Here is a 12696-nt window from a genome sequence, read left to right on the forward strand (position 1 = left end):
CGCTTGACGATGTTGATCGGAATGGCGAAGCCGACCCCGGAGTTGGCGGCGTCGCCGCTGACGGTGAAGTTCTCAGTGCGGATGGCCCGGTTGACTCCGATCACCTGGCCGCCCTGGTTGAGAAGCGGCCCGCCGGAGTTGCCCGGGTTGATGGCGGCGTCGGTCTGAATGATGCCGCCGGCGGAGAAGGCGCTGCCGCCCGGCGCCTGACGCTCCGATTCCAGCGTGCGGCCCAGCGCCGACACGATGCCGACGGTCATGGTGCCCGCCAGGCCGAACGGATTGCCAATGGCGGCCACCGGGTCGCCCACGCGCACGCTGTCCGAGTCGCCCAGGGGCAGCGGAACCAGGTGCGAAGCTGGAAGGTCGACCTGGAGGACAGCCAGATCCGAATCGGGGTCCTTGCCCAGCAGTTCGGCCCAAGCCTTTATCCCCTGCGGAAAGTCGACCTCGATTTCCCTGGCTCCTTCGACGACATGATGGTTGGTCAGGATGTGTCCCTGGTCGTCGATGACGAAGCCGGTTCCCTGGCCGGTAGGGATTCGGCCATCATGGGGGGCGCCGACGTCGCTGTAGGTGAGGATCGCGACCACCCCTGGGCTGAGCTGCTGGTAGTGCGCCGCGAACCCTTCCAGGGGTAGGAGTTCGAGGGAATCCGCGGCGCTGGCTGCCAAGGTCGGGATGGCTTCGAGCTGAAACGGGGGAAGCTCACCGGTTTGTGGGAAGTCGGAAAATGTCAACCCGGTGGGGATCTGGGACGAGCAGGCGAGCATCGCCAGCGCCAGCGTAGAGCCGATCAGGATCAGGTGCGGGTGTCTCATCGTTGCGATTACCTCGGTTGGGCCGCCGGCGGTACCGGCACAAAGGCTAAGGCCTGCGGCCAGAGTTGGCCAGCTTCTCAAACAACTCTCTGTCAGTCGCCGAAAGCTGGGTCGGCAGGACGACTTTGAGACGGGCGAACAGGTCCCCCTGGCGCGCTGGGCTGCGCAGGTCGGGCATGCCCCGGCCCTTCAGGCGGAAGGTTTGTCCCGGTTGGCTGCCAGCCGGGACCCTGAGATGGACCGGTCCTCCCGGCGTGGGCACCTCCACCTGACCGCCCAGAACAGCTGTGTACAGGTCGGTCGAGATGTCGATGTACAGATCGTCGTCGCGGCGCTCAAACGGCGCGGGATCGACTTCAACGGAAAGGTAAAGATCGCCGGCGGACCCACTCGAGCGTTCGCCGTGCCCTGCAATCCGGACCCGGGTTCCGGTCGCCGCGCCGGGCGGGATCCTTACTTCGAGGCGCTTGCCATTCCGGTCAAGAACCCGGTTGGTTCCCTTGAAGGCCTCGGCCAGCGTCAGCCGGACGGTCTGGTCGAGATCCCGGCCGCGGACGGAGGGGCGGCCGTAGGCCGAACCGCCCTGTGCCATCATGCCGCCGAAGATGGCGTTGAAGAAGTCCGAGAAACCCCCGCCCAATAGGTCTCCCAGATCGCCCATCTCGACGTGCACTCGCCCGGGCCCGGCACCGGTCCACTGCGCCCAATCGAAGCCTCCCGGGGCGCCGCCCATGCGTTCCCAGGCGCGATACGAGCCGCCCAGCTGGTCATAGCGCGCCCGCTTGGCGGGATCGCCGAGGACGTCGTAGGCCTCGTTGATCTCCTTGAACCGCTCTTCAGCTTGCTTGTCGCCTAGGTTCTTGTCCGGGTGATGCTGCAGGGCCAGTTTGCGGTAGGCGCGTTTGATGTCGCTCTCGCTGGCGTTGCGGTCGACGCCTAGGAGCTTGTAGTAATCCTTGTAGTCCATCGATAGCCTGACTTCATTCTAAAGGGCGGCGGAATGGTAAGTCAAGCCGCAGCCCGGGGATTAAGCAGATTCTAACGGGGATCCCCCGTACCCGGCGAGGCCGCCTTGGGCGGAGACCGATCCTGCTCGGTATGGCAGCCAATGACTTCTGACAAGCGGCCGAGGGATGGCGCAACCGGGATCCGCCCGGGGCGGGACCCCCGGCACCCCCGGACAGACGGACCTGTCCGGCCGATCCGCGTCGCGGTCGCCCCGGGTAGCCTTCCATGCTATAGTATCCACATGGGACTGAACGCGTCTCGCGGTCGCGTCCTAGTCGTCGATGAGGATCCGGACGTGCTGGACTTCCTCGACCGCCAAGTGTTGCAGCCGCTCGGCTGCACCGTGGCCACGGCGGACGACAGCGGCGCCGCCATCCAGCACGCTCTGAATTTCGTCCCCGATCTGATTATCGCCAGCCTGACCCTTCCCGGCCTGAGCGGCAAGGACCTGCTCGTCGCCCTGCGTTCTCAGGGCATGGAAGTCCCGATGCTGGTCACGGCGTCGGAAGGCATGGAAGCGGACGCAGTTCAGGCATTCCGCCTGGGGGCGAGGGACTACCTGGTTAAGCCCTTGCGCGAGGCTGAGGTGGTCACGGCAGTCGAACGCGCCCTGAGCGATGTCCGCCTGCGCAATGAACGCCACCTACTGGCAGAACAGCTGGCCGAAAGCAACCGCGAGCTGGAGCGCAGGGTGCGTGAGCTTACAACGCTGTACGGAATCGGCAAAGCGGTCACCTCGACCACCAATCAGGGGCAGCTGTTCTCCAAGCTGATGGAGAGCAGCCTGTACGTGACCGAGGCCGGCATGGGGTGGGTGCTGCTCAAAGAAGAGCGGAGTGATCAGCTCGTGCTGCGCGCCCAGCGCAACCTGCCGCCGGCGCTGGCAGCCAAGCTCCATCAACCGTGGGACGACGGGGTGAGCTCGCTGGTGATGCTGTCGGGGGAAGCGTTGAACGTGTACGGCGAAGGCCTGGCCCAGTTCAAGCTCTCGCGCCTGGGCAAGGCGGCCCTGGTCGTTCCCATCAAGGTTCGCGATCAGGCGATCGGGATCATTTGCGTCGCCCGCCAGGAGCACCGCCCCTTCACCGAGCGCAATCAGGCAATGCTGGAGGCTGTCGCCGACTATGCCTCGATCTCCCTGGTCAATGCCCGCCTGTTCATGGCCCTGGAGACCCGGGCCCAGCGCTTGCAGCGCCTGGTGGACCAGGGAGGCGCCCACGTACAACTGGAGTGGCGGGATGGCCTGAGTCAGCAGGTGCGCAACGTGCAGGCCGACCTCGGACGCCTTCTCTCCGACGATCGCGCCGAAGGGCTGAAGCCCGAGCTCACCCAGCTCGGCAAACGGCTGGATCAGTTAGTCCAAGAGCTCTCGGACCTGCCGGCAGTTGCGGCCGGCGATCCGGTACCGGCCCCCAGAGAACCCGCTCTCTGAGTCGCCACAGAAGTACCATACTCCGCTCTGCCTGGCTGTGCTACGATGTTCGTCGCACGATCGATGATGGACGCGCCGCTGATCCTGGTCGCGGACGACAGCCGCGAGATCCTAACATTTCTGACCGATACCGTCCTCAAGCCGGCCGGCTATGCAGTCCAGGCGGTAGCTGACGGCCTGTCGGCATTCACCCTGGCCCGCGAACTCCACCCGGCTCTGTTGATCACCGATCAAAACATGCCCAACCTGACGGGCTTGGAGTTGATCCGCAGGCTGCGGAACGATCGGCCGCATTTCCCGGCGATCCTGATCACCGCCGAGGGTTCGGAAGCCCTGGCGGTGGAAGCCCTGCGGGCAGGTGCCAGCGATTATCTTGTCAAACCTTTCGAAGCCGACCAGCTGCTGGCGGCGGTTCGGCGGGCGCTGAGCGAGAGTCGCCAGTGGCAGTGCCTGTGCGATGCGCAGGCGCTCTCCGATGAAACTGCCGCCAACGTCAAGCGCCGGCTGGATGAGCTCGAGGTGCTGGCCCAGATCGGCCGGGCGGTCACGGCCATGCTCGATCTGGATACCATCCTCAAGACGGTTGTCGAGGCGGCGGTGAAACTGACTCAGGCCGAGGAGGGCAGCCTGCTGCTGCTGGATGAGCAATCCAGCGAGCTGTACATGCGCTCTTCCAAGAACTTCGACGAAGAGTTTGCCAGCACCTTCCGGCTGCGGGCGCAGGATTCCCTGGCCGGCCAGGTGCTCGCAACGGGAATGCCGGTCCTACTGGATGAGGGCTCGCCGCAGAAGATCAAGACCTCGTATTTGGTCCACTCCCTGCTCTACGTTCCGCTGCGGGTGCGCGGCCGAACCATTGGGGTTCTCGGCGTGGACAACCGCAAGGCGGGGCGCTCCTTGACGCAGGAAGACAGCACGGCCATGTCGGCCATCGCCGACTATGCCGCCATCGCCATCGACAATGCCCGGTTGTACCAGAAGACGGAAGCCGACCTGCGCAAGTTGGAGACGGTGCTTACGCAGACCGAGGATGCCGTGCTGCTGGTGGACCTGGAGAACCGGCTGCTGATGGCGAACGGGTCGGCCTGCCAGGCGTTCGGAGTCGATGGAGTGCTAATCGGCCGATCGCTTGTCGAATCCTTCGACGACCCCAGCCTGCTCGAGCTGGTGCGCGCCCCGGGTCACCTTCCGCGGCGCAGCGAAATCCAGGGCGCCGATGGCCGCATCTTCAATGCCCAGCGTACCCCGATCCCCGGGGTGGGCCAGGCGGTGGTGATGCAAGACATCACGCACCTGAAGGAGCTCGATCGGATCAAGTCGGAGTTCGTGACGACGGTCTCCCACGATCTGCGCTCGCCCTTGACGGCGATCCTGGGGTACGTCGAGTTGATTGCCCGGGCTGGGTCTGTGAATGAACAGCAGACCGAGTTCATCCGCCGGGTCCAGGTGAGCGTCGAGCACATCACCGCCCTGATTAGCGACCTGCTCGACCTCGGCCGAATCGAGGCTGGGCTGGACTCGGCCATGGAACAGGTTCTGCTGCCGATTCTGGCGCGCTACGCCGTTGAGGGACTGCGGGGCGCGGCCGAGACCCGTGGCCTAACGCTGGAGGCCGACCTTCCCGACGATCTGCCCCTGCTGTCGGGGGACCCGATTCGGTTGCGGCAGATGATCGGCAACCTGATCGAGAACGCCATCAAATACACCCCGGATGGCGGCTGTGTGCGGGTCGATGCCTATGCCGACCAGGACCAAGTGATCCTGCGGGTCTGGGACACCGGCCGCGGGATACCGGCCGCCGATCAGCCGTACCTGTTCGACAAGTTCTACCGCGCCGGGAATGTCTCGGCCGACACCAAGGGTACCGGACTCGGCCTCTCGATCGTCAAATCGATCGTCGATCACCATCACGGCCGGGTGTGGGTCGAGTCGACCCAGGGGAAGGGAAGCTGCTTCAGCGTGGTGCTGCCGGCCGTCGTCAGCTGACCGCCGGTGCGAAGAAGACCAACGGCGTGCACGGCCGCCAAGCCGTGCATGTGGGTTAAAGCAGCCTCCGCCGGGGCGGTGAGGGGGTAACCCAGCGGAGGCTTTCGCCAAAGGAGGAGACAGCGATGAGTAGCGGGTTGTCCCGGCTCACGTCTCCGGACGCTATAATACGCCGGGTGCCGCGACGGTGACAGGGTTGAAGGTCATCGGCGCCCGATGACATTCTTCGATTTGACTTGCAGGCGACCGAGGCGGTGGCCCGGATCTCGGCTCCGCCCCTTGCGGACCGGTGGTGGTGGCAGGCAGCACGGATTGGCGAGCGCGAGATGATCTGCAGCGTCGGCTGACCCGGCTTGGGGTGACGCCCCGACCGGCGGTCGACGCCTCTGCTCGGCGCCTCGCGCTGGACGAGGCCGCCTCCGGCCATGGCTCGCGGATGGCGAGTGGCTCGGTCCAGGAGACGCCCTTCGGGCCGGCCTGGGTGATCGAACAGCGGTTCCCGCTTCACCTTGGGCATGGGCATGGCCCGTTGAACGACATTCTGTCGGTGGACCCTGCAGACGCCGCCCGCGTCGCCGGGCGCCCACAGCTGGCCGAAGCTCCCGTCGAGCAATGGTTGTTTCTAGATACCGAGACGACCGGCCTGGCCGGTGGCGCCGGGACGCTGGTGTTTCTGGTCGGCGTGGGAGCCATCCAGGCCGAGACCTTCAGTCTCAGACAGTTCTTCCTCCGCTCGCCGATGGAAGAAGCCGGGATGCTGCAGGCGCTGTGGGAGGACCTCGGGGGCGCCGCGGGCTTGGTGACTTTCAACGGCGCTGCCTTCGACCTACCCCTGCTGGAAACGCGCTATCGGATTGCTCACCGCAAGGAAACCCGGCTGACGGATCGCCCCCATCTGGACCTGCTGCATCCCTCCCGCCGGTTGTGGCGCAGGTCGCTTCCCGACTGCAGCTTAAGCACGCTCGAACGCCGGGTGCTGGGGGTGGAACGAACGCTGGCCGACGTTCCCGGCGCGCTGATTCCGGAGCTGTACCTGGGCTACCTGCGGACGGGCGACCCAGCCGCCATGGAGGGCGTGCTGTACCACAACACGCTGGATATCCTCTCGCTGGTTCGCCTGGCGCCCGAGGTCGTCAGCCGGTTCACCGGTGCGCAGCTCGGCGGACTGTCCGGCGCCGAAGCGCTGGGAGTGGCTGGCTGGCATCGGGCAGCGGGAAGGCGCGAGGCTGCCGGCGCGGCTTTCCAGATCGCCGCCGTTTCAGAGGATCCCCTGGTTCGCTTGGCCGCCTTCCGACATTTCAGCACCGATCTGCGCCGTGAGCGCCGCTTCGATGAGGCCCTCTCGTTCTGGCACGCATGGCACGCGTTGGCGCCAGATGATCCGCAGCCGTGCCTTGAGCTGGCGAAGCACTACGAATGGAGGGTGCAGGACTGCGCTCAGGCGCGCCTATGGGCGCAGGAGGCAATGGTCGCCCTCAGCCACCGACCCGACGACTGGCGCCGTGCCCAGGCTTGGGGCGAACTGGAGCACCGGTTGAGCCGCCTGGCCAAGAAGCAGCCCTCGAACCTGCCTGCTTAGCGGCACACCGCCTGCCGGCCTTCCCTTTCAGAGAATCCCGCTTGTTGGGTCTCTGCCCCAGCTGACGTGCCCCCGCGCAGTCGCATTTACGGCTTGCTTGACATGCAGTATGAAATGCTCCGCATGAAGTGCCTGAGGTTCCGAATGGAAATCTTGGTTCTGTCCACGGTGATCGTACGCGCTGCCGGAACGGCCGAGGTAGCTCTGGGGATGCCTCCACCGCCCCTGCGCCGGCTGGAGGCCAGGAGGGGTGGGCAACAAACCGGCGGAGAAGCTGCCGATGCCGCCGGTAGAGAGACGGGCGCTAGTCAGCCTGTTGGTCGGGGTGGCTGCCACCGCAGCCGCCATCCGGTTGGTGATGGCGATCGGGCCCGAGCTGATTCTGAGTGACTCGAATCTCAGATTGTTGGCGACAAGGCTTGCCCTCGCCGGTTGGCTGGGGCCGGCCTGCTTGGACATCCTGGGGCGCAGCGTGTGGCGGCAACCCGGCGGCCGTGTGGTCATCGATGAGCGAGATGTGCGCATCTTGGAGCGTGCACCAAGCACACGGGTCAGGGCGCTGATCGTTTGCCGCGTCATGGGTGGGTCTGTTGAATGAGTCCTTCCTGGGTGCGGCCTGGGGCCGGTGTTCTTCCTCGCCTTGAGCTCTGGTCCCGTCGGTTGATCGCCAGGCTGGCCCTACCCATAGGCTTCCTGCTCGGCTACCGGCGAGGAGCACCATGCCGAAGGCAATCCGCCGCAACCGAATTCGTCGGCTGGGTTTCGAGCACGATGAGGTGAGCCAGCCGGAACTTGCCGACCCGGTCGGATGCAGGCGGCAGAATATCCTGGCTGTGGAGTAGGAAGAAGTACGCCGCCTCTCCGGCCCTGGCCTTCCGCATGGCCCGGGCCTCAGCCGCGGCGTGGAAGCGCTCTTCGAGTTCGACGAAGGATGAGATCGAGGCCGGAGCCTCAGGCGGTCTGCCCGTTCAGCTCCAGGCGGACTGCCCGATACAGGTTTTCGGCCTTCAGTTCGTGGAGTGTATAGCACGGTCCGCCCAACCGTTCGCCCAGCGTCTGGGCCAGCCCCTGGTCGAAGGCGGCGTGCTCCATGTTGATGACAACAGCTCGGATCCCGGCCTGGCGGATCTGCTCAGCGACCTGATGCGCTTCTTCCTGCGGAGGCAGGCCTCCCACCGAGACATTCCCCGCGCCGTCTGTCAGCAAGATCATCAGCGGCAGGACGTCGGGGTGTGAGGACTTCTCCTGCTGGAAGGTCTCGAACGCCAGCATCAAGCCGGCGGACAGTGGCGTTTTGCCCCCGACCGGGATGTCGGCCAGGGCGCGTTGGGCCAGCATTACGGAATTGGTGGGCGAAAGCACGGTGAGGGCACGATCCTTCTGGAAGACGACCAGTCCCACCCGGTCCCGGCGTTGGTAGGCGTCCGTCAGCAAGGAGAGGATGGCGCCCTTGGTGGCGGACATGCGCTCGGCGACGGCCATCGACCACGAGGCATCCACTACGAACAGGATCAGGTTGGCGGCCTTGCGTACGCGCACTTTGGCTTTCAAATCGGCCGGTAGAATGGCGAACGCTACCTGTTTGCGTTGCTCAGCGCGCTCGATCTGGTGAGGGGCGGCGGCCCGCAGGGTGGCGTCGAAGGCGATGTCGGTCTCCTTTGGCCGGGCCTGGCGGGCGCGGACATAGCGGCCGCGCTTGCGATCGGTGCGGGTCTGGGTGCGCCGGCCGCCGGTACGGCGGGTCAGGCGGTCGAGTTCACCGGTCAGGCGGCGCGGGGCGAAGGTGGAACCGATCTCGATTGGAGTCCCGCCATCCCACCAACGGGCCTGCGTCCTATCGAACGGCGATTGGCGGCTGGGATCAGGCTGACCGAGCAGGGGGAGGTCGTCAGGCGACTTGGGGATTACGGCCGGAGGGGACTGGCTTTTTTTTTATCTTCGGCCCCGGCATCCTGTGGGTGCATGTCGTCTTCGCTCGGGGTCCCCTGAGCCTGGGCTTGCTCCAGTCGAGCTTGCAGGTCGTCCAGGTCGAGCTCCCCCTGTTGGAATGGGCCCCGGCGCATCCGGTGGGGCAAGGCCAGCTCGGCCGCCATCAGGATGTCGTGCTCGGCGATGGCCGTCCGGCCGTCGAGGGCGGCCTGGGCGCGAGCTGCCTTGAGGATTACCAGATCGGCACGGTGGCCATCGACGTGCAGGGAGGAGGTCAGGGCTGCAATTGAAAGCAGATCGCGTCGGGAGTATGTGACACCGTCCACAAGGCTGCGGGCGGTATCGATCTTCTGTGAGAGGGCTCTCTCGGACTCCATCCAGGCGTTGCGGAACCGCTCGGGGTCGGCTTCGAAGTCCAGGTTCCGCTCCATAATCGCCACCCGATCCCGTGGATCGGTCAGGCCCCGGATGTCGACGGACAGGGCGAAGCGGTCCAGCAGCTGCGGCCGAAGGTCGCCCTCCTCGGGGTTCATCGTCCCCACCAGGATGTAGCGCGCCGGGTGGGCGAACGAGATGCCCTCGCGCTCGACAATGTTCATTCCCAGGGCGGCCGAGTCGAGCAGCAGGTCGACGACGTGATCGTCGAGCAAATTGACTTCATCGATGTAGAGCAGGCCGCGGTTGGCCGAGGCCAGCACGCCGGGCTCGAAGCGGCGCTCGCCTCGCTGAATGGCGACCTCGATATCCAGGGTGCCGACGACGCGGTCCTCGGTGGCAGAAACCGGCAGGTCGACGAAAGAGGTGTGGCGCATCTCGACCGGCAACTGCTCGCCGGCGGCGCTGCGCTCGCGGCACTCGGTGCACCAAGTGGTCGGACGTTCCGGGTCGCAGTCAAAGCGGCAGCCGCTCACCACCTGCACATCCGGCAGCAAGGCGGCCAGCGCCCGGGCGGCCGTGGACTTGGCGGTGCCTCGCTCGCCGCGAATGAGGATCCCGCCGATGCGGGGATTGACGGCGTTCAGCACCAGGCCGCGGAGCATGCGCTCCTGGCCGACAATTGAGGTGAAGGGGAAGACGATAGCCAATGCGCGGGTCTCTGCCGGCATTATACCGCGCCCGGGTCCGGCGGAATCGAGTGAGGTTGTCAGGACGTGTGTTCCCTCTTATAATGGCCGTCCAGTCTGTCGTGGAGTAAGCCGTCTTGAGCGATCCAACTGAGCAGCAGGTCGGGGGAGAGCAGGGCACCGAGGAGCCGATGGACCAGGCCTCGGCCATGGACGCCCTGCTCGAGGGCGAGGGCTATGATCTTGAGTCGCCTCGCCGGGGCGAGATTCGCACCGGAACCATTGCCCGGGTGTCGGATGGGGACATCCTGGTCGACATTGGGGCCAAGTCCGAAGGCCTGATTCAGGCGCGCGAGCTTGAGCACCTGTCCGAGGAGCGGCGGGCTGAGCTCGTCGTCGGCAAGGAAATCGGGGTGTATGTTCTGCGCACCGGCGGCCACGACGGCGAGATCCTGCTGTCTCTGGCGAAGGCAGATGAGGAGCGGGATTGGGGCGAGGCCGAGCGCCTGATGGGCTCCCAGGAACCCCTGTATGCCAGCGTCGGCGGCTACAACAAGGGCGGGCTAGTCGTTAAGCTCGGCAATCTGCGCGGCTTCGTCCCCGCCTCTCAGGTCAGCCTGTCGCGCCGGCGCCGGGCGGACGGCGACTCCCCGGACAAGCGCTGGGGCAAGATGGTAGGCGAGGCGATTGTCGTCAAGGTGGTTGAAGTTGACCGCCGGCGCAACCGGCTGATCCTCTCCGAACGGGCCGCCGCCAAGGAAGCCCGCAAGATGCTCAAGGAACAGCTGATTGGCGAACTCAAGCCCGGGGATATCCGCCAGGGCCACGTGATCAGCCTGGCGGACTTCGGCGCCTTTGTGGACATCGGCGGGGCGGATGGCCTGGTGCACCTATCGGAGATCTCGTGGAAGCGGATCGGACACCCGAAGGAGGCGCTCGAGGTCGGCCAGGAGGTCTCGGTTAAAGTCCTGAGCGTCGATTCCGATCGCAATCGAATCAGCCTATCGATGCGCGAGCTTGAGCCGGATCCGTGGGAGACGGTCACCTCGCAGCTGGTCGAGGGGCAGTTGCTAGAAGGCACGATCACCAAGCTGACCAAGTTTGGTGCTTTCGCCAGCATCAAGGGGCTGGAAGGCTACGACATTGAAGGCCTGATCCACATCTCGGAGCTGTCTGATCGCCGCATCGAGCACCCGAAGGAAGCCGTGAGCGAAGGCGAGACCCTGCCGATGCGGGTGATCAAGATCGACGGCGAACGGCGCCGCATCGGCTTGAGCGTGAAGCGGGTGGACTCGCCCGAGTACGCCGAGATTGACTGGCAGGCGGCGGTGCGCCAGCCCCTCCCGGAGGAGGAGCCGGCCAGCGAGGGCGACGAGGACTTTGACGCTGAACTGGAGCAGGCCGAGCATCTGGAGATGTCCGACGAGCCGGAAGAACAGCCGCCGCCGCAGGACCCGGAATCGCTTGACTGAGCATCGGCGTAGCCAGTGGCAGGCGGCCGGGAGACCCCCGGCCGCCTGATTGCTTAATGGAGGATCAGACTTGGCCGGAGGGTCTCGACATCTTTGGTAGAATGGGAGTCGACTTGGCCGATTTCAAGTCGGCCCGGAGGGACCTGCTGTGTCCGACAAGCTGGAGCGATTCACGCAGCGTGCCCGTCGTGTGCTGAGTCTGGCCCACGAAGAGGCCGAGCGCATGCATCACAACTACATTGGGACCGAGCACCTTCTGCTCGGGTTGATTCGAGAAGAGGGCGGGGTGGCCGGTCGCGTCCTGCGCGAGCTCGGGCTTGAGCCGGCGCGCCTGAAGGAGATGGTCGAACGCCTGACCGGTATCGGACGCCACAGCGGCGGGCGGATCGAGCTGGCTCCGGGCACGGAGCAGGTTCTGCAGCTGGCGATCGAAGAGGCCCGGCGCATGGGCCACCACTACATCGGCACGGAGCACCTGCTGCTCGGCCTGGTCCGGCAGCCGGAAGGTGTGGGTGTGGACGTGCTGCGCCGGCTGGGAGTGACCCCCGAGCAGGTGCGGCGACAGACTCGACGGGTGCTGCAAGAATCGCCGAGCCGCCGCCAACCGCAGGCCGCACCCAGCACCGCCAAACCCAAAGAGGCGGGGGCCAAGACCCCGCTGGTGGATCAGCTGGCGACCGATCTGACCTTGCTGGCCGAGGAAGGCAAGCTCGACCCGGTGATCGGACGCCAGACCGAGATCGAGCGCGTCATCCAGATTCTGGCCCGGCGAACCAAGAACAACCCCGCTCTCATCGGGGAGCCGGGGGTAGGCAAGACGGCGATCGTCGAAGGCCTGGCGCAGCGGATCGTGGCCGGCGAGACGCCGGAGCCGCTGCTCGGCAAGCGGGTGCTGCAGCTGGACGTGGGATCGCTGGTCGCCGGAACGATGTACCGCGGCCAGTTTGAAGAGCGGCTGAAGCGGGTGATTGACGAGCTCAAATCCTGCGGCGCCATTCTGTTCATCGATGAAGTCCACATGCTGGTGGGCGCCGGCTCGGCCGGCTCGTCGGTGGACGCTGCCAACATCCTCAAGCCGGCGCTGTCGCGGGGCGAGCTGCAGGTGATCGGTGCCACTACCCTCGACGAATACCGCAAACACATCGAAAGCGACGCGGCGCTGGAGCGCCGCTTCCAGCCGGTGACGGTCGAAGAACCGAGCGTGGCCGAGACGATCGACATCCTGCGCGGGGTGCGCCGGCCGTACGAAGAGCACCACAAACTGGTGATCACCGACGAAGCCCTCGAGGCGGCCGCCAATCTCTCGGCTCGCTACATCACCGGACGCTTCCTGCCGGACAAGGCGATCGACCTGATCGACGAGGCCTCATCCCGCGTTCGGATGTACAAGAACCCGGCTGCCAAG

Annotated in this window: 9 protein-coding genes and 2 pseudogenes; 7 read left to right on the plus strand and 4 right to left on the minus strand. The window is 65.9% G+C overall.

Going from position 1 to position 12696, the window contains the following annotated elements:
• A partial coding sequence (locus MUO23_13180; GenBank protein MCJ7513903.1) for a trypsin-like peptidase domain-containing protein occupies positions 1-821 on the minus strand: 821 nt, incomplete at its 3' end.
• A gap of 46 nt (positions 822-867) precedes the next feature.
• Positions 868-1788, minus strand: coding sequence for a DnaJ domain-containing protein (locus MUO23_13185; GenBank protein ID MCJ7513904.1), 921 nt, complete (start codon positions 1786-1788; stop codon positions 868-870).
• 336 nt (positions 1789-2124) lie between these two features.
• Here MUO23_13185 and MUO23_13190 point away from each other — a divergent pair, with 336 nt between their 5' ends.
• The 4 genes from MUO23_13190 (at position 2125) to MUO23_13205 (ending at position 7424) form a co-directional block, all read left to right on the plus strand.
• Complete coding sequence (locus MUO23_13190) at positions 2125-3261, plus strand: response regulator (protein MCJ7513905.1); 1137 nt, start codon at positions 2125-2127, stop codon at positions 3259-3261.
• A 45-nt stretch (positions 3262-3306) separates the two neighbouring features.
• Entirely contained in the window at positions 3307-5247 is a 1941-nt protein-coding gene (locus tag MUO23_13195) for an ATP-binding protein (protein ID MCJ7513906.1), read from the plus strand.
• A gap of 295 nt (positions 5248-5542) precedes the next feature.
• Positions 5543-6826 carry a ribonuclease H-like domain-containing protein gene (locus MUO23_13200; protein MCJ7513907.1) on the plus strand — a complete coding sequence of 428 codons (1284 nt, stop codon included), beginning with the start codon at positions 5543-5545 and terminating at the stop codon, positions 6824-6826.
• Between the two features lie 250 nt (positions 6827-7076).
• The gene (locus MUO23_13205; GenBank protein MCJ7513908.1) at positions 7077-7424 is read left to right on the plus strand and encodes a hypothetical protein; all 348 of its coding nucleotides are present in this window, start codon (positions 7077-7079) and stop codon (positions 7422-7424) included.
• A gap of 353 nt (positions 7425-7777) precedes the next feature.
• Here MUO23_13205 and MUO23_13210 read toward each other — a convergent pair whose 3' ends face one another.
• Together MUO23_13210 and MUO23_13215 are read right to left on the minus strand one after the other, a co-directional pair.
• A complete protein-coding gene (locus MUO23_13210) occupies positions 7778-8365 on the minus strand; it encodes a VWA domain-containing protein (protein MCJ7513909.1) in 588 nt (195 codons plus the stop codon).
• A 365-nt stretch (positions 8366-8730) separates the two neighbouring features.
• Positions 8731-9861 (minus strand): ATP-binding protein, encoded by a 1131-nt coding sequence (locus MUO23_13215; GenBank protein ID MCJ7513910.1) that lies wholly within the window; start codon positions 9859-9861, stop codon positions 8731-8733.
• Positions 9862-9956: 95 nt separating this feature from the next.
• On the opposite strand from MUO23_13215, the gene MUO23_13220 reads away from it, so the two are divergent.
• From MUO23_13220 to MUO23_13230, 3 genes and pseudogenes are all read left to right on the plus strand, one after another.
• Positions 9957-11291 (plus strand): S1 RNA-binding domain-containing protein, encoded by a 1335-nt coding sequence (locus tag MUO23_13220; protein MCJ7513911.1) that lies wholly within the window; start codon positions 9957-9959, stop codon positions 11289-11291.
• Between the two features lie 223 nt (positions 11292-11514).
• A pseudogene (locus MUO23_13225) lies at positions 11515-11811 on the plus strand (NDP-hexose 4-ketoreductase).
• Positions 11812-11949: 138 nt separating this feature from the next.
• A pseudogene (locus MUO23_13230) lies at positions 11950-12696 on the plus strand (ATP-dependent Clp protease ATP-binding subunit).

The sequence above is a fragment of the Anaerolineales bacterium genome (assembly GCA_022866145.1).
In the GTDB taxonomy this organism is placed as follows: domain Bacteria; phylum Chloroflexota; class Anaerolineae; order Anaerolineales; family E44-bin32; genus PFL42.

Excerpts from the sequence above, each read along its gene's own strand:
- MUO23_13185 (MCJ7513904.1), bottom strand. The coding sequence starts at position 1,788 with ATGGACTACAAGGATTACTACAAGCTCCTAGGCGTCGACCGCAACGCC.
- MUO23_13195 (MCJ7513906.1), top strand. The coding sequence starts at position 3,307 with ATGTTCGTCGCACGATCGATGATGGACGCGCCGCTGATCCTGGTCGCG.
- MUO23_13215 (MCJ7513910.1), bottom strand. The coding sequence starts at position 9,861 with ATGCCGGCAGAGACCCGCGCATTGGCTATCGTCTTCCCCTTCACCTCA.